The sequence below is a fragment of the Allorhizobium sp. DMC15 genome (genome assembly GCF_056314065.1).
The window spans coordinates 415,963-439,141 of the sequence record NZ_JBQUZB010000002.1 but is presented as its reverse complement, the minus strand read 5'-3'; the positions used below and the strand labels follow the sequence as shown (position 1 = coordinate 439,141).

22 protein-coding genes and 1 tRNA gene are annotated in these 23,179 nt (G+C 61.4%); 6 read left to right on the top strand and 17 right to left on the bottom strand.

The genetic code is table 11. The features are described from left to right. Positions 1-27 precede the first annotated feature (27 nt). The 3 genes from ACT53S_RS10685 to ACT53S_RS10675 all read right to left on the bottom strand — a co-directional run bounded on the left by ACT53S_RS10685 (position 28) and on the right by ACT53S_RS10675 (position 5,571). The gene (locus ACT53S_RS10685) at positions 28-2,643 is read right to left on the bottom strand and encodes a bifunctional diguanylate cyclase/phosphodiesterase (RefSeq protein ID WP_476066961.1); all 2,616 of its coding nucleotides are present in this window, start codon (positions 2,641-2,643) and stop codon (positions 28-30) included. A 225-nt stretch (positions 2,644-2,868) separates the two neighbouring features. Beyond that, positions 2,869-4,182: an NAD-dependent dihydropyrimidine dehydrogenase subunit PreA gene (preA, locus tag ACT53S_RS10680; RefSeq protein WP_476066960.1), complete on the bottom strand. Its 1,314-nt coding sequence runs from the start codon at positions 4,180-4,182 to the stop codon at positions 2,869-2,871. Between the two features lie 27 nt (positions 4,183-4,209). Further along, positions 4,210-5,571, bottom strand: coding sequence for an NAD(P)-dependent oxidoreductase (locus ACT53S_RS10675; protein ID WP_476066959.1), 1,362 nt, complete (start codon positions 5,569-5,571; stop codon positions 4,210-4,212). A gap of 299 nt (positions 5,572-5,870) precedes the next feature. Here ACT53S_RS10675 and ACT53S_RS10670 point away from each other — a divergent pair, with 299 nt between their 5' ends. Together ACT53S_RS10670 and ACT53S_RS10665 are read left to right on the top strand one after the other, a co-directional pair. Beyond that, a complete protein-coding gene (locus tag ACT53S_RS10670; protein WP_476066958.1) occupies positions 5,871-6,266 on the top strand; it encodes a DUF2325 domain-containing protein in 396 nt (131 codons plus the stop codon). Between the two features lie 308 nt (positions 6,267-6,574). Further along, positions 6,575-6,961 (top strand): VOC family protein, encoded by a 387-nt coding sequence (locus ACT53S_RS10665; protein WP_113375183.1) that lies wholly within the window; start codon positions 6,575-6,577, stop codon positions 6,959-6,961. A 45-nt stretch (positions 6,962-7,006) separates the two neighbouring features. Here ACT53S_RS10665 and ACT53S_RS10660 read toward each other — a convergent pair whose 3' ends face one another. From ACT53S_RS10660 to ACT53S_RS10645, 4 genes are all read right to left on the bottom strand, one after another. After that, complete coding sequence (locus tag ACT53S_RS10660) at positions 7,007-7,369, bottom strand: DUF423 domain-containing protein (protein ID WP_476066957.1); 363 nt, start codon at positions 7,367-7,369, stop codon at positions 7,007-7,009. A gap of 5 nt (positions 7,370-7,374) precedes the next feature. Continuing rightward, positions 7,375-7,785 carry a globin domain-containing protein gene (locus ACT53S_RS10655; RefSeq protein ID WP_113375559.1) on the bottom strand — a complete coding sequence of 137 codons (411 nt, stop codon included), beginning with the start codon at positions 7,783-7,785 and terminating at the stop codon, positions 7,375-7,377. Positions 7,786-7,899: 114 nt separating this feature from the next. Further along, positions 7,900-8,850: a trypsin-like serine peptidase gene (locus tag ACT53S_RS10650; RefSeq protein ID WP_476066956.1), complete on the bottom strand. Its 951-nt coding sequence runs from the start codon at positions 8,848-8,850 to the stop codon at positions 7,900-7,902. 120 nt (positions 8,851-8,970) lie between these two features. Further along, positions 8,971-9,666 carry a hypothetical protein gene (locus ACT53S_RS10645; RefSeq protein ID WP_476066955.1) on the bottom strand — a complete coding sequence of 232 codons (696 nt, stop codon included), beginning with the start codon at positions 9,664-9,666 and terminating at the stop codon, positions 8,971-8,973. Between the two features lie 331 nt (positions 9,667-9,997). On the opposite strand from ACT53S_RS10645, the gene ACT53S_RS10640 reads away from it, so the two are divergent. Both ACT53S_RS10640 and ACT53S_RS10635 read left to right on the top strand, forming a co-directional pair. Continuing rightward, positions 9,998-10,615: a recombinase family protein gene (locus tag ACT53S_RS10640; RefSeq protein ID WP_476066954.1), complete on the top strand. Its 618-nt coding sequence runs from the start codon at positions 9,998-10,000 to the stop codon at positions 10,613-10,615. Positions 10,616-10,701: 86 nt separating this feature from the next. Then, positions 10,702-12,324 (top strand): ABC-F family ATP-binding cassette domain-containing protein, encoded by a 1,623-nt coding sequence (locus ACT53S_RS10635; protein ID WP_476066953.1) that lies wholly within the window; start codon positions 10,702-10,704, stop codon positions 12,322-12,324. A 36-nt stretch (positions 12,325-12,360) separates the two neighbouring features. Here the strand turns inward: ACT53S_RS10635 and ACT53S_RS10630 are convergent, their stop codons facing one another. Continuing rightward, a complete protein-coding gene (locus ACT53S_RS10630; protein ID WP_476066952.1) occupies positions 12,361-12,657 on the bottom strand; it encodes a hypothetical protein in 297 nt (98 codons plus the stop codon). Positions 12,658-13,001: 344 nt separating this feature from the next. Further along, positions 13,002-13,078, bottom strand: a tRNA-Arg gene (locus ACT53S_RS10625). A gap of 332 nt (positions 13,079-13,410) precedes the next feature. Here ACT53S_RS10625 and ACT53S_RS10620 point away from each other — a divergent pair. Further along, positions 13,411-13,878 (top strand): MarR family winged helix-turn-helix transcriptional regulator, encoded by a 468-nt coding sequence (locus tag ACT53S_RS10620; RefSeq protein ID WP_476066951.1) that lies wholly within the window; start codon positions 13,411-13,413, stop codon positions 13,876-13,878. Positions 13,879-13,893: 15 nt separating this feature from the next. Here ACT53S_RS10620 and ACT53S_RS10615 read toward each other — a convergent pair whose 3' ends face one another. The 4 genes from ACT53S_RS10615 to ACT53S_RS10600 form a co-directional block, all read right to left on the bottom strand. Continuing rightward, positions 13,894-14,346 (bottom strand): hypothetical protein, encoded by a 453-nt coding sequence (locus ACT53S_RS10615; RefSeq protein ID WP_476066950.1) that lies wholly within the window; start codon positions 14,344-14,346, stop codon positions 13,894-13,896. A 134-nt stretch (positions 14,347-14,480) separates the two neighbouring features. Beyond that, positions 14,481-15,305, bottom strand: a complete 825-nt coding sequence (locus ACT53S_RS10610) for a transglutaminase family protein (protein WP_476066949.1) — start codon at positions 15,303-15,305, stop codon at positions 14,481-14,483. A 14-nt stretch (positions 15,306-15,319) separates the two neighbouring features. After that, positions 15,320-16,261 carry an alpha-E domain-containing protein gene (locus tag ACT53S_RS10605; protein WP_476067467.1) on the bottom strand — a complete coding sequence of 314 codons (942 nt, stop codon included), beginning with the start codon at positions 16,259-16,261 and terminating at the stop codon, positions 15,320-15,322. Between the two features lie 7 nt (positions 16,262-16,268). Beyond that, a complete protein-coding gene (locus ACT53S_RS10600; protein WP_113375190.1) occupies positions 16,269-17,678 on the bottom strand; it encodes a circularly permuted type 2 ATP-grasp protein in 1,410 nt (469 codons plus the stop codon). Positions 17,679-18,068: 390 nt separating this feature from the next. On the opposite strand from ACT53S_RS10600, the gene ACT53S_RS10595 reads away from it, so the two are divergent. Further along, positions 18,069-18,953, top strand: coding sequence for a DMT family transporter (locus ACT53S_RS10595; RefSeq protein WP_476066948.1), 885 nt, complete (start codon positions 18,069-18,071; stop codon positions 18,951-18,953). Positions 18,954-19,036: 83 nt separating this feature from the next. Here the strand turns inward: ACT53S_RS10595 and ACT53S_RS10590 are convergent, their stop codons facing one another. The 4 genes from ACT53S_RS10590 to ACT53S_RS10575 form a co-directional block, all read right to left on the bottom strand. Further along, positions 19,037-20,452: a DEAD/DEAH box helicase gene (locus tag ACT53S_RS10590; protein ID WP_113375562.1), complete on the bottom strand. Its 1,416-nt coding sequence runs from the start codon at positions 20,450-20,452 to the stop codon at positions 19,037-19,039. 324 nt (positions 20,453-20,776) lie between these two features. Then, entirely contained in the window at positions 20,777-22,150 is a 1,374-nt protein-coding gene (locus ACT53S_RS10585; protein WP_476066947.1) for a sensor histidine kinase, read from the bottom strand. Next, entirely contained in the window at positions 22,147-22,812 is a 666-nt protein-coding gene (locus ACT53S_RS10580) for a response regulator transcription factor (protein WP_476066946.1), read from the bottom strand. Before ACT53S_RS10580 ends, ACT53S_RS10585 begins: the two co-directional genes overlap by 4 nt. Continuing rightward, the gene (locus ACT53S_RS10575; protein WP_476066945.1) at positions 22,812-23,168 is read right to left on the bottom strand and encodes a PepSY domain-containing protein; all 357 of its coding nucleotides are present in this window, start codon (positions 23,166-23,168) and stop codon (positions 22,812-22,814) included. The genes ACT53S_RS10580 and ACT53S_RS10575 overlap by 1 nt, the downstream gene beginning before the upstream one ends. Between the last annotated feature and the right edge of the window lie 11 nt (positions 23,169-23,179).

Genomic DNA, 23,179 nt, shown 5'->3' with positions numbered 1-23,179 from the left:
TACGGTTCTGCAGACCGCGCCACGTCGTCAGGCGGTGCGGGGCAGGGCAAAACCGTTGTCTGCCGCATACCGGAGAGCGAAATCCACGAAGCCGTCGGCGCTCATGGGTCGGGCGAGGGCATAACCCTGCAGCGTCTGGCAGCCGAGATCGCGCAGGATGGCGGCATGCTCCATCGTCTCGACGCCTTCCGCGACGATGCCCACTCCGAAAGAACGGCCGATATCGACAATGGAGCTGATCAACCGGCGCTGCGTGGCATTCTCTACGACCGGGGCGACGAGCTGGCGATCGATCTTCAGTCGGCTGGGGGAGAGCTTGATCAGCGATAGGATCGACGCATAGCCGGTGCCGAAATCATCAATCTCGATCGCGATCCCATGGGTTCTTATCCGGTCGAGACTTTCGGCGACAGCGTCCGCCTTGTCGTCGAACGAAATCGATTCCAGCAATTCGAAGGAGAGGCTTCCCGGCTTCAATGCCAGCTTCTCAATGCGGTCGATCAGCTTGTCCTCGAAGAGGCGCTGTGCGGATATGTTGACCGAGACGTGTTCAATGCCGAGGTCAAGGGATCTCCAGCGTGTCAGCTGGGCCAGGGCCTGCTCCAAAATGCTAGCGTCGATCTGGGAAACGACATTCAGGCTTTCGGCAATCTCGAGAAACTTGTCGGGCGTCAGTATGCCTTTCTTGGGGTGGTTCCACCGGGCGAGTGCTTCGGCACCGTTGATTTGAAGCGTAGTGGCGTCAAACTGAGGCTGGTACCACGCGACGAAGTCGTCATCCGCGAGCGAGCGCAGGATGGCATCTGCCGTCTGTTTGACGTTGATGGTGCGGGCCCGCAGGCTGTCGTTGAAGTGTTCGACGCGATTGCGCCCACGCCGCTTGGCTTCATAGAGTGCGATATCGGCATTGACGAGCAACTGTTCTGCCGAAATCGAGCCCTGCTGCCGCATGGCGATGCCAATGGAGGCGCCTACGCGGCATTCATGGCCGTTGTAAATGATGGGCTGGTTGATCGCCCTTATCAGGCGCTCTCCGAGGGCCGTCGCCCCCTCAGGATCGAGCGGTTTCAGACATATGACGACGAACTCGTCACCGCCGATCCGGGCGACGAAGTCACCCTGGTCAACCGCTTGCTGCAATTCGGTCGCCACATGACGCAGGATCGCGTCACCGGCTCCGTGGCCGAGAGTGTCGTTGATCTCCTTGAAGCGGTCCAGGTCGAGATGAAGGATCGTCAATTGCCCGGAGGTATCGTCAAGCGCGGTCGCCAGCGTCTGATCGAGGAAACGACGGTTTGGGAGGCCCGTCAGAGCGTCGTGGAGCGAATTGTGCTCCATCCGTTTCCGGGCCGCGTCGAGCGCTGCATTCTGCTGTTCGGTCTGCCGTTGCGCTTCGCGCAGTTCTTCCTGCAACCGCACGTCAGCGCTGACATCCCAGTTGACTCCCAGCACGCTGATCCGGCCCTGCTGGTTTTGATAGGCCGTGCCGACAGCGCGGATATGGCGCACTTCGCCGAAACGGTCGATGCGAAACTGCGTTTCGTAGGTTTTTCCGTCCCTGATCGCTTCTGCGAGACGTTTGTCCGACACTACGAGATCATCCGGGTCAACACAGGATTTCCAGACGTCGTAACAAGGCGTTATGCTGCGATCGATACCATAGAGCTGGTACATCCGCTCGTCCCACTGAATATCACCGGAGGTGGTGTCGAGCTCCCAGATCCCGATACTGGAGGTCTCGAGTGCCAGGTTGAGACGGCTGGACAAGGCGGTCAACTGCTCCTCACGCTGGTGGAGGGCGGCGTAGTTCTTCTGCCTCTCCATCATCAAGAGCGCGACCCAGATCACGATGGCGGAGATCGTGGACGCCACGAGGAATATGCCCAGCCGCACGACGCCGGAGAGGGTGGTGCCGGTGCCCCAACCTTCGTGTGGGATCGCGGCAATCGTCCACTGGTCGTTTCCGAGATCGATCAGCATACGGATCGGATCCTGGTCGAAGACGTTGTGATCGCCGAAAATGATGGATGAACCGGTATGGTCCATTGTCTTCTTGGCCACGACCAGTCGCAAGGGAAGATCATTTGCCAACAGTCCGCTGTCGTCATAGACGCGAGGTAGATCGACTATACCGATCACGCTACCCCAGAAGGCCGGTTGGCCTCGGTCGTTCACCATGCGGACGGGCAGTGCGATAATCAGGCCCTGGGTGCCATTGTTAAGCGGATTGGGGCCAATGATGACCGTCTGGCCGTCTTTCAGGGCGCGCAGCAGTCGAGCATCCTCAGGTGCGCTGAGGATTTGCCTTCCAATGAAGGTGCGGTTTCGTTCATAGGGATAGACGAAGGCCGTCGTCATGTCCGGGGCTGCCGCGACGTTGCGGAGCTGGGAGGGGATGGCAAGGAGGTTCTCAGCCAGCGCCGCGAACCTCTGCTGCGAGACATAGGGTTCCGTGCTGATGACGGCGACAAGCCCCTGGAGCAGGCGAATGTTGGCGTTGATATTGCCTTCGAGCTTGGTTCTGATGGTGCCCAGTTGCTCTTGAACGGCGTCGCGGCTGAATTGTCGGTCGATCTGTCGTTGCTGGCGGTCGGCGTAAGAGGCTGAAACGATAATCGCAAAGAGGACCAGAAGACTGGGCACGACTATCTGCAGGCGCGCAGTCCAGTACTGCCTGGGATCCCGTTTTGTCGTGGTCGCCGCCATATTTACAATGCCCGCAAAGGAAACCCCAGAAGAATTGAGGGGTTAAGTGACCCTTACAGATATTGTCGCCGCCAAGGGCTAAAGATTCCCTGAATCTGCAGTGAAAACGCCGAAATGGAAAACGGTCTGCCCGGTCTCAGATGGCCGGGCAGACCATCTGTTTTACTCTGCCGCCTGGACTGCCATCGGATTGTTCGGATGGGTCGTCCAGTTGGCGTAGTTCGGGTCAACCGGCTTGCCGGTGCGCTGGTCAAGCGTGCCGGGTTCAAGGCCGACCATGGTGATGCAGTTCTCGACCGGACAGACGTTGACGCAGAGATTGCAGCCGACGCACTCGTCTTCCATCACCTCGAACTTCCTGACGCCATCGACGATGCTGGTGATCGCCTGGTGCGAGGTGTCCTCGCAGGCGATGTGGCAGCGGCCGCACTTGATGCAGGCATCCTGATCGATATGGGCCTTGGCCACGTAGTTGAGGTTCAGGTATTTCCAGTCGGTGACATTCGGGACAGCGCGGCCACAGATGTCATCAAGGCTCTGATGGCCCTTGGCATCCATCCAGTTGTTGAGGCCGGTGATCATTTCCTGGACGATCTTGAAGCCATAGGTCATGGCCGCCGTGCAGACCTGCACGTTGCCGGCACCGAGCGCCAGGAATTCGGCCGCATCGCGCCAGGTCGTCACACCGCCGATGCCGGAGATCGGCAGACCATAGGTTTCCGGGTCGCGGGCGATTTCGGAGACCATGTTGAGCGCGATCGGCTTGACTGCCGGGCCGCAATAGCCGCCATGGCTGCCTTTGCCGCCGATGCTGGGGTTCGGCGAGAAGTTGTCGAGATCGACCGAAACGATCGAGTTGATCGTGTTGATCAGCGACACGGCATCGGTGCCGCCGCGCTTGGCGGCGCGGGCCGGGTTGCGGATGTCGGTGATGTTGGGCGTCAGCTTGGTGATGACCGGCATGCGGGTGTATTGCTTGCACCAGCGCACGACCATCTCGATGTATTCCGGCACCTGGCCGACGGCAGACCCCATGCCGCGTTCGGACATGCCGTGCGGACAGCCGAAGTTGAGCTCGATGCCATCAGCGCCGGTTTCTTCCACCAGCGGCAGGATCGCCTTCCACTCTTCCTCGACGCAGGGAACCATGATCGAGGCGACAAGCGCCCGATCCGGCCAGTTCATCTTGACCATCTTCATCTCCTGCAGGTTCACCTGCAGGGGACGATCGGTGATCAGTTCGATGTTATTCAGGCCAAGGAGCCTGCGGTCTGCGCCCCAGATTGCGCCGTAGCGCGGGCCGTTGACGTTGACGACCGGTGGGCCTTCCGAGCCCAAAGTCTTCCAGACGACGCCGCCCCAGCCCGCCTTGAAGGCGCGCTCGACGTTGTAGGCCTTGTCGGTCGGCGGAGCAGAGGCGAGCCAGAAGGGGTTTGGCGACTTGATGCCGACGAAGTTGTTCCTGATATCAGCCATTGTTCAAATCCTCTCGAAGCGGGTGCGTCATGCGACTGCGGTCACGCCCGCCGTGGCAACGGCGAGAGAGCGGTTGATGCTTTCGGCCGCGTCACGGCCCATGGCGACGGCAGAGACCGTCAGGTCCTGGCCTCCGAAGGCGCAGTCGCCGCCGGCCCAGACACCCGGGATCGAGGTGCGACCCTCGGCGTCGATGGCGATCTTGCCGCCTTCGACCTTGAGACCGTCCAGACCCTGACCGTCGAGCTTCTGGCCGATCGCGACCAGGATCTGGTCCGCCTTGATCTCGGTCGTGTGGCCGGTACCCTTCATAAGGCCGTTTTCGAGGTGGGTGTATTCGAAGGTGATCGCCGAACAGTGCCCGCCATGATGGGCGACCTCCTTCGGCTGCAGCCAGTGGCGGATGTGAACACCCTTCGAGGTCGCGAGATCCTGCTCGAACTCGGAGGCGTTCATGTGCTCCTTGCCACGGCGGTAGCAGATGGTGACGTTTTCCGCGCCGAGAAGCTTGGCCTGGACTGCCGCATCGATCGCGGTCATGCCGCCGCCGATGACGACAACGTCACGGCCGACAGGCACATCGGCCTTGCTGTCCGCCTGGCGCAGATGCGCGATGAATTCGACCGCATCGAGCACACCGTTGATCTTGGCGCCGGGGATGTTTAGCCCGTTCACATTGCCGAGGCCGGTGCCGATGAATACGGCGTCGTGCTTGGCCTGGAGATCGGCGAGGGTGAAATCGCGGCCCATCATCTGGCCGTCGAGCACATCGATGTTGCCGAGAGACAGGATGTAGTCGACTTCCTTCTGCGCGAAATCGTTCGGCGTCTTGTAGGCGGCGATGCCGTATTCGTTGAGGCCGCCCGCCTTTTCGCGGGCTTCGTAGATGGTGACCTGGTGGCCGTGCATGGCCAGCCGATGGGCGGCAGCAAGCCCTGCAGGGCCGGCACCAACGATCCCCACCGTGCGACCGGTCGAGGCGGCCGGACGGTAGAACTGGCGGCCTTCGTCGATCGCGATGTCGGTGGCGTAACGTTGCAGGCGGCCGATCTCCACGGGGCGCTCTTCCGCCGTGTTGCGAACGCAGGCCTCTTCGCAGAGGGTTTCGGTCGGACAGACGCGGGCGCACATGCCGCCGAGGATGTTCTGATCGAAGATGGTCTTGGCGGCGCCGAGCGGATTGCCAGTCGATATCTGCCGGATGAACATCGGGATATCGATGGCGGTGGGACAGGCCGTCATGCAGGGCGCGTCGTGACAGAAGTAACATCTGTCGGAGGCGACGAGCGCCTCGTGCTCGCCGAGGCGGGGATGAAGGTCTGAGAAATTCTTTGCATAATCGGCAGCGTCAAGCCGCCCGGCCTTGAGGCCCGGTTCCAGTCTTCGCATCGCAGTTCCCTCTTTTATATTCGAAGCGATGCAGGGAAGCGTAGCGCAGCTTCAAACTTTTATCAAACGGTAAAAATTTGCATTTATCGGTGTGGAAAGCCCGCAAATGCTGGGTTTTTGACGGTCGTCAAACCCCTCGCTCAATGCCTGGATAGCGTTGCCGCAATCGGCTTCAATCGTGCACAAACATGACAAGTTTGCTCAACTTAATACTTTACTCCTTTTATCATGTTTTGTATGGCTGACGGATCGACGGAAGTGACCGAGTCCAGTCCCGGGCCGTTCAGGGAGAAACCATCATGGCGAAGAAGAAAAAGCGCGTGGAGCCGAAGACCTCCGAAGCAGTTACCGGCGCTGAACAGGGCGCGCGGCAGCAGCCCGATGTCCGGAGTTTCCTCTATGTCGGCGGACGTGATTGCCAGGTTGCGCATCTTCGTCAGATCGCCAGCAATTTTGGTGCGGAACTAATTCACCATGATGGGGGTTTACGTGAAGCGGTATCGCGTATCGACACAGTGCTTCCTTCTGTCGACTGCGTCTTCTGCCCGATCGACTGTATCAGTCACGATGCGTGTCTGCGCGTGAAGAGCGGTTGCAAGAAGTTCGGCAAGACTTTCATTCCGCTGCGGAACGGCTCGAAGTCCAGTCTCGAGCGCGCCTTGCAGACACTGAATGAAAGGAACTCGAACGGATGAGCAGGGACGGTGTCGACAAAGGGGGCTTTGGCTCTTTCCACGAGCTTGCACGTCAGCGCGGCGAGGGGCTTCTGCCCGAACTTGCCGAGGCAATGTTGCAACGCTCGCAGGAAAGTGAAGTGATGAATTGCGAAATCATCACTTTGCCTGGCTTGCATCAACGAAAATGCGATACCATGTACGCAGAACCCAACCGGGCCCCCGCCCTTGTTATCGACTTTCCTGCGCCGAGATGGCAGCGGAACGCCAACGCGAGATCGTAGTCGTTTCGTTTTCACTCTCATGCGGGAAGCAGAGGAACTATCCGCATGAACGCTCAGCACCCTGTTGCGAAGACGATCCTCAACGCCGTGCCCATTCTTCCGTCTCTCGACTTCTCGGAAACCCGCAGTTTTTACGTGGGTACCCTGGGCTTCGAGGATGTCGGCATGGATGGGCTGGATTATCTCGTTGTGCGCAGAGGCGGCATGGAACTGCATTTCTGGCTGAGCGACGATCCAGTTCAATGCCAGAACAGCTCCGTCTTTTTCCGCGCAGATGCTCCCGGAGAAATCTACCAGGACTTCCGCGACAGAGGGATCGACGCGATCCGTCCGTCCGATACCTGCGGCGGCGAGATGCGGTTCCATATCCGCGATCCGCATGGCAATCTGTTGATGTTCGGCGGTTCGGCACTGGCCGCCGTCACCCACTAATTATTTTCGAGATCTGGTCGACCCGGATGCCGCGCACCTGCAGGCTTAGCGGTGTCGCATCACGGTGCTTGCGACGAGAAGCAGCCAGGATGCGATGAGCGTCAGGCCGCCGCTTGGTGCTGCCATCGGAAACAGGCCCTGGCCGAAAAACTGCCGTGCGGCGAGGTCTCCGGCAAACAGAAGCGTGCCGATCGTCATGCCGAGTGCCGCAATGCCGGCCCACCTGATCTTGTCGCCCGCCAGCGCAAGGGTGAGCAGGGCCGGCGCATGGGCCAGGCAGATCGTCGATGCCGGCCGCAACAGGTGTTCGCCGCCAGCATGGCTCGCTGCCGCAGCCAGGGCCACGCCGGCAGCGCCGATCAAACCGGCTGCCGCTGTTGCCCAACGCGTGTCTCGCCAGATCGGCATCGGGCTCATTCCTTGTTCTGCATGTGAAAGGCGAGTTTTTCGACCGGCGGCCAGATGATGTCGCGCAGCTTCGGGTTCTCGATCGTTTCATCCATGGCTCGACGGAAGCAGAGAAGCCACTCGTCGCGCTCCACAGGGCCGATCTCGGCGACGAAATGGCGCCGCCTCAGCATGGGGTGCCCCCGCTTTTCCATGTAGATCGGGGGGCCGCCGAGATAGCCGGTCAGATATTCGTAAAACTTCTCGGCGCTGCCGGCGAGATCCGGCGGGTGCACGGCCCGGCAATGGGCAGCTTCTGGAAGCGTATCCATCAATTCGTAGAAACGGTCGGTCAGCGCCTTGACGGTCGCATCGCCGCCGATGGCTTCGTAGAGGGTGATGGTCTCGGTGGCTGTCTGTTCTGCTGTGTCGGTCATGAAGCGTTCATAACGGAAAGCCATGGCGAGGAAAATGGTCGGCGCCGCGGCAAAATGCGCGGCGCCTGGGAATGCCGGCCGGTGTGGCTGACAGGCCGGGTGGAGTGGCGATGGTCAGTCCAGGCACAAAGCGTCGCGGACGTGGTTCTTGAGCGTCACCGTGTCCTCTGTGAAAAGTGGACCGTTCAACTGGTTTGGCCGGGTCTTGAGACGATGTGAGTTTAAGCTTACGACTTGGTTTTTGTGTTCACCACCGCCGGCCTCGAACGCCGTGAACCATGCTCCTCCGCTGCTTCCTTTGGTGAGCGAATTGTCGCTCATAGTGACGATCCCACCAACGTTCCTCGTCCACGAACCGTCGATCTTGTACATGAAAAGGCCACCATCCAGGTCTCGCGGGTAACCGATTGCAGTTAGCGGCGCGGATGCCGGGGTGCCCGTCGCCATTTCCAGCGGACGCTGCTTGTCATCGGCGCTCGCGAGGATGAAGGCATAGTCATAGGCGTAGTTGACGCCGTCGCTGTGGTAAGCGTCGTAGATCGAGACGCAGCGCCAGCCGACAATCTGCGGCGATTTATTGCCGGCGAGCGCGCGCTGGAAACTGAAATCGGTGTACCAACGACCGGTCTTGTGGCTCAGGACACAATGCGCGGCCGTCAGAATCACATTGAGATTTTCGATGTACTGCGCCGTGCATCGTCCGAGTTTCCCTTCGTCCGTGCGGAAAACCAGGCGACCGGCGCTCCAGTAGGGAGGAGCGAGACGCGGCTCGGCAATTTTTTCCAGTTCGCCGGGCGCGGTGAGGGAGGGGGATGTGGCCTCCGATGGGGTCTGGTCGGGAATGTCCGGGTTCAATTCCCGGAAGCGCCGTTGCATGTCCCTCAACTCTTCCTCGGTAATGACAGGCAGTGGCAGGGGCTCGGCTTCGTTCATCTGATCTTCGGTAAGAACGTCAGACCCCGTGTTATCCAGGTTCTGGATTGCCAGCTGTGCGGCTGAGCCCGTTGTTGTCGTCGTGAGGAGGCAGGCCAGTATGATGCAGATAAGTCTGAGATGGGTGCGCATGAATGTTCTCCTTGTCTGACTGGCAAGCCAGGCCGACGTCGACCTCTGCCGGCGAGACATGTGTTGCTGTTGTTTCACGGAGCAGGGATGCGGCGGGGGCTGCCGCATCCCCGACGGAGATCACACGATCAGCGGCGTGCGCAGTTCGATGAGACCCATCTTCAGGAGATCGTGGGACTTCTGGTCCGGGACGAAGACGCCGCGGGTCGGGTCGTATTTCAGCGTGATGTCGCTGACGCCGCCGCCGAACTTGGCGATCGCCGTGTTGCCGGTGATCTTGGTGATGATCGTCTCGCTGGCGAACTGGCTCTGCAGCCAGACATAGACGGTGGTGAAGGGCGTCATCTGGATGCGGTTCTGCGAGGGGACCAGCTGCGCCGAGATCGGCTTGCGTTCCGCCGGCTTCTTGTTGACCATGGCCGACTGCGACAGACCGAAGGTCAGAGCGGGATACTGGTTGTAGGGCATGTTGTTGACGGCGGCGAACGTGCCGGAATTGACGCTCGGATCGTTCTGGAACACACCGAAGGTGGCTGCCGGCGTGAAGGGGTAATACCCCGCATCGAGCGCCGGCCCGGGCGTCACTTCCGACAGCTTGTTGATCGCCGCCCCCTGCGACACTTCCGTGGTCGAGGCGTAGATCCAGTAATCCTCCTTCCACTCGACAGAGGTCGACTGGAAGGGATCGATCGAGAGCCAGACGACATTGGGATCGCCGGAGCCGACCGGCTTGGCCAGAGTGATGCGCTGGCCGGCGGCCTTGATCACGTTCAGATCGGTCGGGTCGATGGTCAGAGTGAGCGAATAGTTGGGCATGCTGAAAGTCCTCCTGTTCGGTTGATCCTGTTTCGGCCGGACGCCCCCGCGGCGTCTCGAAACCGTTCCCATTTGCACAACCCAATTCCTCGCTCTGGTCGCGCTTAAATTGGTCCGTGGTTGTGATGCGGTTGGTCTGCGCATGCTGGTCGGAAGTATGGCATGCCCGGTTTAAAGAGGGCAATGAGAATTGCATCTAATGCGTGTATTTCTCGTTGACCAAGTCAACCTGCTGTGCTTAAAAGGGAACCATTGTGATACTGTGCCGCTGTCGTTCCGGTGCGCCGGAGATCCGGTCAAATCATTGGCGGGAAAGGATTTCGGAGAGCTTATGCGGATCGGATACGCGCGGGTGTCGACGCTTGATCAAAATGTCGACATGCAACTCCAGGCTTTGGGGGCTGCCGGGTGCGAGAAGATCTTCTCCGATCTGGGACATTCCGGCGCGCAACGGCAGCGTCCTGGACTGGCTGAAGCCATGGCCGTGCTGCGGTCCGGCGATACGCTGGTCATCTGGCGTCTCGATCGCCTCGGCCGGTCGCTGTCGCATCTGATCGAACTGGTCAACGACTTCGGCCGCCGGGGCATTGCGCTCTATTCCGTCACGGAAGCGATCGACACGGGCTCGGCCGGGGGGCTCCTCATCTTTCATATCATGGGGGCCCTGGCCGAATTCGAGCGCGGACTGATCTCAGAACGCACCCGGGCGGGCATGGCTGCCGCGCGCCTGCGCGGACGAAACATCGGCCGGCCCAGCAAACTCCGGCCCGACGATCTGAATGCCGCCGTCGACCGCATGGCTCGGGGCGGGCTCTCGCTTGCCGATGCCGCCCGGCAACAGGGTATCAGCCGTGCCACGCTCTGCCGCGCGCTCCGGCGCCGCCGCGAGCTCGCTGCGGGCGATGTCGCGCTGCCAAGTGCCGTCAGCGGGCTGGCGCCCGGGCGATAGGCGACCGTCCCGCAGCGCAAAAAAATCAGGGACAGACGTGTGGCTGCATGCCATAAGGGCGCCGAATTCCAGCAGGCGCCGCGACCATGATCCGTATCGAAAACATCTCCAAGCAGCTCAGCCACCGCATCCTCTTCATCGAGGCTTCGGCCGCCCTCAACCGTGGCGAAAAGATCGGCCTCGTCGGCCCGAACGGTGCGGGCAAGACCTCGCTCTTCCGGATGATCATCGGCCACGAGCAGCCGGACGAGGGGCAGGTCTCCGTCGATAAGGGTGTGACGATCGGCTATTTCAGCCAGGATGTCGGCGAAATGTCCGGCCGCTCGGCCGTCGCAGAGGTGATGGACGGGGCAGGGCCGGTGAGCGAGGTCGCCGCCGAGCTGCGCGAGCTGGAGGCCGCCATGGTCGATCCAGATCGCATGGACGAGATGGACGCGATCATCGAGCGCTATGGCGAGGTGCAGGCGCGCTACGAAGAGCTCGACGGCTACGGCCTGGAGGGCAGGGCGCGCGAAGTTCTGGCCGGTCTCTCCTTCTCGGATGCCATGATGGATGGCGATGTCGGCGCTCTCTCGGGTGGCTGGAAGATGCGCGTGGCGCTCGCCCGCATCCTGCTGATGCGCCCTGATGTGATGCTGCTCGACGAACCCTCGAACCACCTCGACCTTGAAAGCCTGATCTGGCTTGAGCAGTTCTTGAAAGGTTATGACGGCGCGCTGCTGATGACCTCGCATGACCGCGAGTTCATGAACCGCATCGTCAACAAAATCATCGAGATCGATGCCGGCCAGCTGAACAGCTATTCCGGCGACTACGAGTTCTACGAGGGCCAGCGGGCGCAAAACGAGAAGCAGCAGCAGGCGCAGTTCGAGCGCCAGCAGGCGATGCTCGCCAAGGAAATCAAGTTCATCGAGCGCTTCAAGGCGCGGGCATCCCACGCCTCGCAGGTGCAGAGCCGGGTGAAGAAGCTCGAAAAGATCGACCGCGTCGAGCCGCCGAAGCGCCGACAGGTCGTGGCCTTCGAATTCCAGCCGGCGCCGCGCTCCGGTGAAGATGTGGTCAGCGTCAAGGGTGTCTCCAAGCGCTATGGCGACAAGGTGATCTATGACGGCTTCGACTTCATGGTCCGCCGCAAGGAACGCTGGTGCATCATGGGCATCAATGGTGCCGGCAAGTCGACGCTCCTGAAGCTGGTCGCTGGCGATTCGAAGCCGGACGAAGGCACGGTGTCGATCGGTGCGAGCGTCAAGATGGGATACTTCGCCCAGCATGCCATGGACGTGCTCGATGGCGAGATGACGATCTTCGAAATGCTGGAAACGACTTTTCCGCGCGCCGGTCAGGCGCCGCTCAGGGCGCTTGCCGGCTGCTTCGGCTTTTCCGGCGATGATATCGACAAACGCATCCGGGTGCTCTCCGGTGGCGAGAAGGCGCGCCTCGTGATGGCGATCATGCTGTTCGATCCGCCGAACCTGCTCGTGCTCGACGAGCCGACCAACCACCTCGACCTCGACACCAAGGAAATGCTGATCCAGGCGCTGTCACAGTTCGAAGGCACCATGCTCTTCGTCAGCCACGACCGCCATTTCCTCGCGGCATTGTCCAACCGGGTGCTGGAACTGACGCCCGAAGGCGTGTTCCAGTATGGGGGCGGCTATACGGAATATGTTGAGCGCACCGGGCATGAGGCGCCGGGCTTGCGAGGGTAAGGGTAGCAAAGGCGGAGGTCGCCAGGCGTGGTGCGCTTACTTCGTAACGTTGTTCACAATCGTTATCGTGTTGGACGCGCCAAATGCCATTTGTCCACCGATGCCATAGCCCTTGCCGATCAGCCAGTTCTGGTGCCACCCATTGTAGACGAGCATCATGATGAGGTGCCCAAGCAATGTCGGCAAAACGATAATCCACACAATAGCCCCGAGGATGTGGCCGCGAAAGAGCGGGACGAAAGGGCCGAAGAAGAGGCCGGTCCAACTGATGCCGCGATAGGCATTGCGGACCTCGCCTGTCGCATTGCGCGTCATGGGTATGCGGGTTGCCATGGTCACCTCTCCTTGCTTCTGACTACCGCCTGATCGAAGGTTGTATCAACGCCTTTATACCAGTCAAGATCGTTGAGGGGCCTGCTGCCGGATGTAAGTCGTGTGCCGTGGCGAGACATGAAGTCCTTCTACTGTCGCCGGTTAGATGCGGGCGTATCCTTGGCGGGAGCTGCCGAGATTTGTCAGGACCGCCTGCAGGTTTCACCTACAGACGGTGCCAATCCAGAACGATCCAGTCACAGCGTCTAAGTCCGTGCCAATCCCATCTCTCGCACGACAGGAAAGGGCTTGTATTGTTTGGATTTCAACAAGAGGTGGGAGAAATCAGCATAAACAATGGAAAATGGCGCACCCGACAGGATTCGAACCTGTGACCTTTGGAATCGGAATCCAACACTCTATCCAGCTGAGCTACGGGTGCTTCCGACGGCAGAGTTTGACTCGACCGTTCCGACTGCGGTCATAGCGCAGTCGGCGGTTGCCTTCAATCGCAAAAAGCGCGCATCTGCGCTTTCTCCACGGCGAGGGACGTCAAAGAGAAATGGCTGTTCATCGCTCAGTTTCCGAGAGATGGACCCGTAATTTTTCAGGGTCTTGCGGATAAAATGGTCGAATTATGATCAAAAACGCCGATTTCCGGCGTGTCACTTGGTGTTCCTGTCTTGTGGTGTTGCTTTTTGCCGCTAAGATCGCTGCCATAAGGGTAGCTGCCGGGGAGCGGCGGTACCAGGGGCAACGAACAATGGCGAACAAATGCCGGATTTGATGAATGGCGAACTCACGGGAAACCATAGCAAGCTCGACTTCTCCGCGATGGAGGACGCTGTCGGCTATCGGTTGAGGCGGGCTCAACTGGCGGTTTTTCAACATTTTAACGAAGCTTTTTCTTCCAAGGGATTGCGACCTACCGATTTTGCAGTTCTTTTGCTGCTCACCCGTAACGAAGGGGCGAAGCAGAGCGAAGTCGCAGAGGCGCTGGGCATCCAGCGGGCGAATTTTGTCGCAATCGTCGACGGGCTGGAGAACAAGGGCTTCATCGAACGGCGCAAGTCAGAGACGGACCGCCGCGTGCAGTCACTGTTCATGACAGCGGCGGGCGTTGATTATCTGCAGGAGTTGATGCCGATCTGGAACGATCACGAGCAATGGGTGCTCGAGCAACTCGGTGGGGTTGCCGAACGCGACAGCGTCAACCGTTTGCTCCGTCGCTTCTACGACTGAGCCCCGCCAGCCGGTTTACCGCCGACAGCGCGAGAGCGCCTCGTCGATCAGGAGATTGGCGATCTTCATGCGGGTTGTCGCTTGATTGCGAAAATCCGGGTGAATGCGGTCGGGATGGTTGAGCCGCGCGAATGCGCGGCGCTTTTCCTGCAGGCTGTCGCGATCGTCTTCGGCGGCAATCGCAAGATCGGTGGCGATGTCCTCGATTGAGAGCCGGTCCAGCCAGGCCGGCTTTTCGGGCTCCGGCGGCTCGGGGGCGGCCTGCGGGTCGTGCTCCTCACCCATCAGGAACAGATAGGCCTCGCGACGCCGGTCGACGTCTTCCGGCGTCGATGACACTCGTTCCGGCGCATAGCTCGCAGTAAGTCCATCGATGCGAAAACGCGGCTCGGGTAACGGTTCCTCCTGCGCCTGCTCTTCGGCGAGGCGGTCCACGACCGATTGAAACAGCGATTTGCCAAACAGCATCGGCGGCCTTTTCACACCCCTTCTGTGCGGAGGGGCCATCTGGATTGGCCGTCGACCAGACCATGCCGCCATGGCGCGAACCTTGCGGGGGCGTTGAGATGTCCTCGGCATCCGTGGCTGGTTGCCGTTTCGGTTCAGCCCTGCGACTGGCTCTGGCTCTGGCCGCTTTCCTCAACGACCACCTTCACGCCCAGCTGTTCGCTGGCACGGCCCAGTCGCAGCCCGGAGACCGGAGCGGCATCGGCATAGCAGAGGCCGGTCGCGATACGGACATAACGAGTGTCTGGGCAATGGTTGTTGGCAGCGTCGAAGCCGACCCAGCCGAGACCCGGCAGATGCACGTCCGCCCAGGCATGCGTGGCCGTCTGCTCGGCCCTGTCGTCCAACAGCAGATAGCCGGAGACATAACGGGCCGGCAGGTTCATCAGCCGGGCAACGGCGATGAAGACATGGGCGTGATCCTGACAGACGCCGCGGCCGGCCTCGAGCGCCTGTTCGGCCGTCGTCTCGGTGTCCGTCGTGCCGGTCTCATAGGCCACGGCTGCGTGCAGTTTGCCCATCAGGTCGTGCATTTTTGCGAGCTCGTTGTCCCCGGTCAGGCCGCGCATCAACTCGCGCGTCAACTTGCCGGGCTTTGTGCGCGGCGTGTCACGCAGATAGAGCCAGAGGGGCACGTAGCCGAGGTGAGGGCCGAAGACCCCGGCGCGGTCTTCCGTGTCGACTTCGCCACTTGCGACAATATGGATGCTGTGGCTCGGTCCGTCGGTCGAGACGAGATGGGTATGGTTGCCAAACTGGTCGTTGAAGCCGGCTTCGACCTTGGCGCCGTCGACGGCGATGTTCCAGGAATGCACGGTCTGGCCGGGCAGGCTGCAAGGGGTCAGCCGCAGGCGCTGCAACGAATACGGCACCGGGTCGTCGTAACGATACTCGGTGGTGTGGGTGATGCGCAAACGCATGGGATCATTCCTGCTCAGCTGTAGAACCGGTAGCCTTCGGTGATTTCGTTGCCCAGCTGATTGTTGCTGGCGATGAAGCCATCGAGGAATTCGTGCAGACCCTGGTCCATGATTGCGCCGATCGTGGTCGACTTCAGCGTCTTGACGACGCTGTCCGCCGTCTCGTGTGCCGGCAGCCGGTGATCATAGTCCTTGGCGAGATAGCCGAGGTTGGAGGTGATCTTCTCGTAGCAATAGGCGAGCGAGCGGGGCATCTGGCCGTTGAGGATCAGGAAGTCGGCGATGTTGGCGGCCTTGTATTCGCCGTCATAGACCCAGCGATAGGAGCGGTGGGCCGAGACCGAGCGCAGGATCGATTCCCACTGCATGTTGTCGAGCGAGGATCCGACATGGGTGATCGCCGGCAGGAGCACGTAGTATTTCACATCAAGGATGCGGCTCGTGTTATCGGCACGTTCGATGAAGGTGCCGATGCGGGCGAAGTTGTAGATCTCGTTGCGCAGCATCGACCCGTGGAAGGCGCCGCGGATCAGGCCGGCGCGGCGCTTCACCGTATCGATGACCTCGGGCAGGTCAGCCGATTTCAGCTTGCGGGCGAGCATCTGCTTCAATTCGATCCAGCACTCATTGGTGGCTTCCCAGGTTTCGCGGGTGAGGGCCGTGCGGACCATGCGGGCATTGTTGCGACCGGCGTCGATGCAGGACATGACACTCGATGGATTGGTCGTGTCGCGCAGAAGGAAGTCGATGGCATCCGAGGCGGTCACCTTGCCGTGGCGCTCGGCAAACAGCGGGCGCACGTCGGCGCTCTTCAACACCGCATCCCAGTCCTCGTCCGAGGCGCCGGTGCGGGTGAGCGACATTCTCAGGCCCGCATCGACGAGGCGGGCTATGTTTTCGGCTCTCTCGATGTAGCGGAACATCCAAAAGAGGCCGTTGGCAGTTCTTCCGAGCATGACCATGTCAGTCCTCCAGTACCCAGGTGTCCTTGGTGCCGCCGCCCTGGCTGGAATTGACCACGAGCGAACCCTGCTTGAGGGCCACGCGGGTCAGACCGCCGGGGATGATCTGCACCTTGTCGGAGACGAGGACATAAGGACGAAGGTCGACGTGACGGGGCGCAATGCCCTTGTTGACGAGGATCGGAACCGTCGACAGCGACAGCGTCGGCTGGGCGATGTAGTTGCTGGGCCGCGCCTTCAGCTTGTCGGCGAAATCGGCGCGCTCCTTCTTCGAAGCGGTCGGGCCGACCAGCATGCCGTAGCCGCCGGAGCCATGGACTTCCTTGACCACGAGCTCTTCCAGATGTTCGAGCACGTATTTCAAGCTGTCTGCCTCCGAACAGCGCCAGGTCGGCACGTTCTCGAGCAGCGCCTTGCGGCCGGTGTAGAATTCGACGATTTCCGGCATGTAGCTGTAGATCGCCTTGTCATCCGAGATGCCGGTGCCGGGCGCGTTGGCGATGGTGATGTTGCCGGCGCGGTAGACATCCATGATGCCGGGCACGCCGAGGCAGCTGTCCGGGCGGAAGGTCAAGGGATCGAGGAAGTCGTCGTCGACGCGGCGGTAGAGCACATCGATGGCCTCATAGCCGCGCGTCGTGCGCATCTTCACCTTGCCATCGATGACGCGCAGGTCCGAACCTTCGACCAGTTCCACGCCCATCATGTCGGCGAGGAAGGAGTGCTCATAGTAAGCGGAGTTATAGATGCCGGGGGTCAAGACCGCCACGCGCGGCTTGCCCTTGCAGCCGGGAGGCGCGAGCGAGGCGAGCGACTGGCGCAAGAGATAGGGATAATCCTCGACGCGCTGCACCTTGTTGAGCTGGAAGAGCTCCGGGAACATCTGCATCATGGTTTCCCGGTTCTCCAGCATGTAGGAGACGCCGGAGGGCGTGCGGGCATTGTCTTCCAGCACGTAGAACTGGTCTTCGCCGGTTCGCACGATGTCGGTGCCGACGATGTGGGTGTAGACACCGCCCGGCGGACGGAAGCCGATCATCTCGGGCAGGAAAGCGACGTTCTTTTCGATCAGCTCGCGGGGAATGCGGCCGGCCTTGATGATTTCCTGCTTGTGGTAGATGTCATCGAGGAAAGCATTCAGCGCCAGCACCCGCTGTTCGATGCCCTGGGCAAGCTTGCGCCATTCCCGTCCGGAGATGATGCGCGGGATGATGTCGAAGGGGATGAGTTTTTCCGAAGAGTCCTCGTGACCGTAGACGGCGAAGGTGATGCCTGTTTTGCGGAAGATGTTTTCCGCGTCCCTGGACTTCGCCAAAAGCCTTGCCGGATCCTGGCTGGAGTACCAGTCGTGGTAGTTCTGGTAAGGTCCGCGCGGAGCATTGTCCGCAGTCATCATTTCATCAAATGCCAATGGCGCCGTCCCCTTTTTTTGTCATTTGAATACAACCATTTTTGCAATGCAAGCGGCCTCGCAGACATCCGATGAATATTCTGAGGCGGAAGTTTCCGCCTTCGTTTTCAGCAAAAGCATAAGATTTGAGCGATTTTGAAGTTCGCAATCTTGCGAAGCAAAGGCGATCCGCGGTGGAACTGACAAACTGTGCGTTCTGATCTGGCGCCCCTCATCTTTGTTGCTCAAAATTTAATCGACACTTGTCGGATATTTTTTTGCCCTCGACGGGGCTCAAGGAAATTGATCGTCGTCTGCAGCAGAACTGCTTTGACCTCGCCCCCTTGCAGCATTAACGAGCGGGCTGGGCAAACGGTCCGTTTGCCGATCCTGATTTCGCGGTGACCGCCGATGACCCTGACCCGCCTCGCTCCCGTTCTCTTCGTTCTGTTGTGGTCAACAGGCTGGATCTCCGCGAAGTTCGGTGCGCATGTTGCCGATCCCCTGACGTTCCTCGTCGTGCGCTACGGGGTGGCGGCGGTGCTGTTCTTCATCGTCTGTCGGATCAGCGGTGTCGCCTGGCCGAAACACCGCAGCGGCTGGCTGCACGCGATCGTCTCTGGCGTTTTCCTGCACGGCCTTTATCTCGGCATGGTGTGGTGGGCGATCGGGCAGGGGGTGCCGGCTGCCCTTTCGGGCATCATCGCCGGGCTGCAGCCGCTCATGACCGGGTTCGCCGCTGCCGTTCTGATCGGCGAGGATCTGAGCGTGACCCAGCGCGTCGGGCTCGTGGTCGGTTTCGTCGGGATCGGTATCGCGGTGCTGCCGAATATCGTCGTGATCGACGCGGAAACGGTCCCTGTCTACGCCGTCGCGATCAACGTGCTCGCTATGGCCTGCGTGACCGCAGGCACGATCTATCAGAAGCGCTATCTCAAGGAAGGCGATCTGCGTGCGGTCGCGACGCTGCAATATGTCGGTGCGCTTCTCGTCACTGTGCCTGCCGCCTTCCTGCTCGAAGACATGCGTGTCGACTGGAGCCTGGGCTTCTTCGCCACGCTCGCCTGGTCGGTGCTGGGTATTTCCATGGGGGCGATTGCGCTGCTGCTCTACCTGATCCGCAAGGGAGACGTGTCGAAGGCGGCGTCGCTGATCTACCTCATCCCGCCACTGGCCGCGGTGGAGGCGGCGATTGCCTTTGGCGAACATCTGACGCTGCCGATGATCATCGGGACCTGCGTGGTGGTGCTCGGGGTCTATCTCACCAACCGCAAGCCGGCGGTCCCGCCGGTCTGAGCGGCGTGTTGTCTTTCTCCGGGCGATAAACAAAAATGGCGCGACCGAAGCCGCGCCATCTTCAATGCGTTAAGCGAAAAACCTCAGGCTTCGCGACGGCGTCCGCCGGCCGTGCCGGAGCGGGCCGGGCGGGCCTGGCCGTTGCCGCCACGGTTCTGGCCGTTGCCGTTGGCCGAGCGGTTACCGCCATTGCCGTTGCCACCGCCATTGCCACCCTTGCGGTGACCGGACTTGGCCGGACGGCCGTCAGCCTTGGCGCCGCCTTCGGACTTGCCGCGGCCCTGGCCCTGATGGTTGCGGTTGTTGCCACCGCCACCACCGCCGCCACGACGCTGTGGACGGGCCGGGCGAGCAAGGTTTGCCGGCGGTTCGCCGGAGGCAACCGGGATCTCGATGCCCATCAGCTTTTCCACGTCGCGCAGCAGACGGCCTTCGTCGGGACCGCAGAACGCGATCGCGATGCCGTCACGACCGGCACGGGCGGTGCGGCCGATGCGGTGGACGTAAGCGTCCGGCACTTCCGGCAGGTCGTAGTTGAAGACGTGGGAGACGGCCGGGATGTCGATGCCGCGGGCGGCAACATCGGTGGCGATCAGCGTCTTGATCTCGCCGTCACGGAAACCCTTCAGAGCGCGTTCGCGCTGGCCCTGGCTCTTGTTGCCGTGGATCGAGGCGACCGAGTAGCCGGTGGCATCGAGGTGCTTCATCAGCTTTTCCGCGCCATGCTTGGTGCGCAGGAAGACGATGGAGCGGCCATCCGGATTGTCGTTGAGGATCTTCTTGAGCATTTCCGTCTTGGCGTTCTGACCGGCGACGAAATGTACATATTGCTCGACCTTGTCGGCAGCCTTGCCCGGAGGCGAGACGGCGACCTTGAGCGGGTCTGTCAGGAAGCTTGCAGCGAGATCGGCGATGGACGGCGGCATGGTGGCCGAGAACAGAAGCGTCTGGCGCTTCGGCGGGACCATCTTCGAAATCTTGCGCAGGTCATGAATGAAGCCGAGGTCCAGCATCTGGTCGGCTTCGTCGAGGACGAGGTAGCGGACGGCGCGCAGCGAGATCGCGTTGCGGGCGATCAGGTCGAGCAGGCGGCCAGGCGTTGCGACGAGGATGTCGGTGCCCTTTTCGAGCTGCAGCTGCTGCTTGCCGATCGAGGCGCCACCGACGACCTGGTTGATCTTCAGTGGCAAGCGGCGCAGGTAGCTGCGCAGGTTGTCGCCAATCTGGTTGACCAGTTCGCGGGTCGGGGCGAGGATGAGGGCACGGGTGGTGCGGTTGTCGGGGCGCTTCTCGTCCTTGAGAAGCATCTCGATCATCGGCAGGCCGAAAGCGGCCGTCTTGCCGGTGCCGGTCTGGGCGAGACCGATCAGGTCGCGGCCGGAAAGAACGACGGGGATGCCCTTCTCCTGGATCGGAGTGGGGGTCGTGAAGCCGAGCGTCGTCAGCGTCGCGACGATATTCTTGGAGAGGCCAAGATCATCGAAAGTTGTCAAAGTCATACCTTTCGGGGCGCCAAATACACGACCCCGGAACGCGGTCGTCGCGATCCGGTTGGCATTGGCGTCAAGAACCCCGCGTGATTTGGGAACTTGTAAGTTGGAAAAAGCTTCCAGCGCAGCGGCGGAATGTCCGCCTTTCATGTCATGCGCTTGTCCTTCGTCGCGTCTCAGATGTCGCTGGGCTCGCTCACGCGGCGGCCGGAAGGGGAAAGCTGGCTTGCAAATGGGCCTGTTTGCCGCAGAAGTCAAGCTTTCTTTTGCAGTGCGAAAGAACCCAGTTCGTGTGAAAGGCGGGCGCAGGCAGTAAAAATGCGTCTTTTACGCCTATCCCGGCTGGGCGTCAGGAGCGGTCACAAACCTGAGCGTGACAAGCAGGCCGCCAGTCTCGCCATTGGCGATATCGACGGCGATGCCATAGACTTCGGCAATGTCGCTGACGATGGATAGCCCGATTCCGGTGCCGGCGATCTTGGTGTCGAGGCGGACGCCGCGCTCTGTCATCCGCTTGAGATCGGTCTGGCCGACACCCGGGCCGTCATCGGTGACGGTGAGCGTTGTGCCGCCGGCATCGGCCGTCGCCGCAATCTCGACTGTCGATCGCGCCCATTTTACCGCGTTTTCAACGAGATTGCCGATCAATTCCTGCAGGTCGCTCGGATCGACGCCGAGTGTGAGACCCTCGGGAACCGTTACCCGCCACGTGAGGCGCTCCCCGTCCGGCGTCCGCTTCAGCGTGCGGACGATCATGGCGACCGATTGTTCGAGGTCGGCATCGGCGCTGCGCAGGCTGGCGGTCGCCGCGATGCGGGCGCGAGCGAGCTCCCTGTCGACGTGGTTGCGCATGACGCCGGCAAGATGAGCGAGTTCGTCGCCTATCTCGACCTCGCCGCGTTCCTTGAGCGTATCGGCGTCGTTGGCCAGTACGGTGAGCGGTGTCTTCAGGCCATGGGCGAGATCCGCCGCACGGGCGCGGGCACGGGCAATCAGGGCGTCCTGATCGTCAAGCAGCCGGTTCATCGCTTCCACCACCGGGTGAAGTTCGGCAGGCATGGGGCCAGTGAGGCGCGTGGCCTGCCGGGCGCGGATGCGTTCGAGCCCTTCCCCGATTGCAGACAGCGGTTTGAGGCCGAAGGTCAGTTGCGCCAGCGAAGCGGCGACCAGAAAGATCGCGAGGGCGAGCAGATAAGGGATGATGTCGACGAAAAAAGCCTGCCGCGCTTCGCTCGCTGCTGCGCTGTCGATCGCCACCGCAAGGCGCAATGGCCGTTCGCCATCGGGCGCTTTCGGGATGATCTTGCGCTCCTGCACCAGGAGAGCCTGACCATCGGGACCGGGTAGGCGATAGCGGTGAACGGTGCCAGTCTCCTGCGGATCGTCGGGGAGGGCAAGCGTGTAGTCCCAGAGCGAGGCGGAGCGCAGTTGGGTGCCGCGTCGGTCGTCCGTCATCTGCCAGTAAAGACCGCCATAGGGGGTGGAAAAGCGAATGTCGGTCGGGCGGTCGGGGATGCGGACGGTGCCGTCCGCGGCAAAGTCGATCTGGCCGGCGATGTTGTTGAGATGGTCGGTCAGTTCCTGGTCGAGCCGGTGTTCGATGCTGCGGGTGAAAAGTTCGACCAGGACGAAGGCCGCCAGCGACAGGGCGGCGGCAACGCTCAAGAGCGAGACAATGACGAAGCGGAGGCGGATCGAGCGGCTCACGTTTCCGGCCCGCCCATCCGGTAGCCGAAGCCGCGTCGCGTTGTGATGGAATCACGTCCCAGCTTGCGGCGCAGGCGGCCGATCAGCACCTCGACGGAATTGCTGTCGCGCTCGAAATCCTGGGCATAGAGTTGTTCGGTGAGTTCCGCCTGCGACACGTGACGGTCAGCGTGGAGCGCGAGATGGGTGAGGCAGCGGTATTCGAGCGGGGTCAAATCAACCGGCAGGCCGGCGAGGCTGACCGTCTTGTTTCGGGTGTCGATTGCGATGTCGCCGAATTCGAGCACGGGGCTTGCCTGGCCGGCCGTGCGGCGGATGATGGCGCGCAACCGTGCGAGGAGTTCCGCCATCTGGAAGGGTTTTGGCAAATAGTCGTCGGCACCGGCGTCAATGCCCTCGACGCGTTCCTGCCAGTTGCCGCGGGCTGTCAGCACAAGGACGGGCATGCGCCTGTTAGCATTGCGCCAGCGCTTGAGCACGGCAAGACCGTCCATGCCGGGCAGGCCGAGATCGAGCACCACGGCGGCAAAGTCCTCCTCGTCGCCGGTGAACCAGCCGGCTTCACCGTCGCCTTCGTGGACGACGACATAGCCCTCCCGCTCCAGATGGGTGGTCACATCGCGCGCGATGCGCGGGTCGTCCTCGATCAGAAGAATCCGCATCAGTCGTTCTCGATCTCCCGGATCTCGCCCGTGCGCGCGTCGACTTCGACCTCGACGAGACGTCCGTCGTTCCTCAGCACCCGGAATTCGTAAAGTTCCAGGCCGTGTTCCTGCTCGATGCGGGCCGAGACGATATCGCCGTCGACGCGCGCCAGAACCGTGCGCCGCAGGTCGGCCAGGGACTTGATCCGGCCGCTCGCCACGCCGTCGCGCAACTGGTCATGGGCGCTTTCATGGTGCTCGTCATCGGCTTGTGCGGGGACGGCGGCCGGGAGTGCGGCCAGCAGACCCACAAGGAGCAAGGCCGGAACAGAGGGCGCAAGACGCAAGACGGAGAGGCGCGAGTTGACGATCATCTCTTACTCTT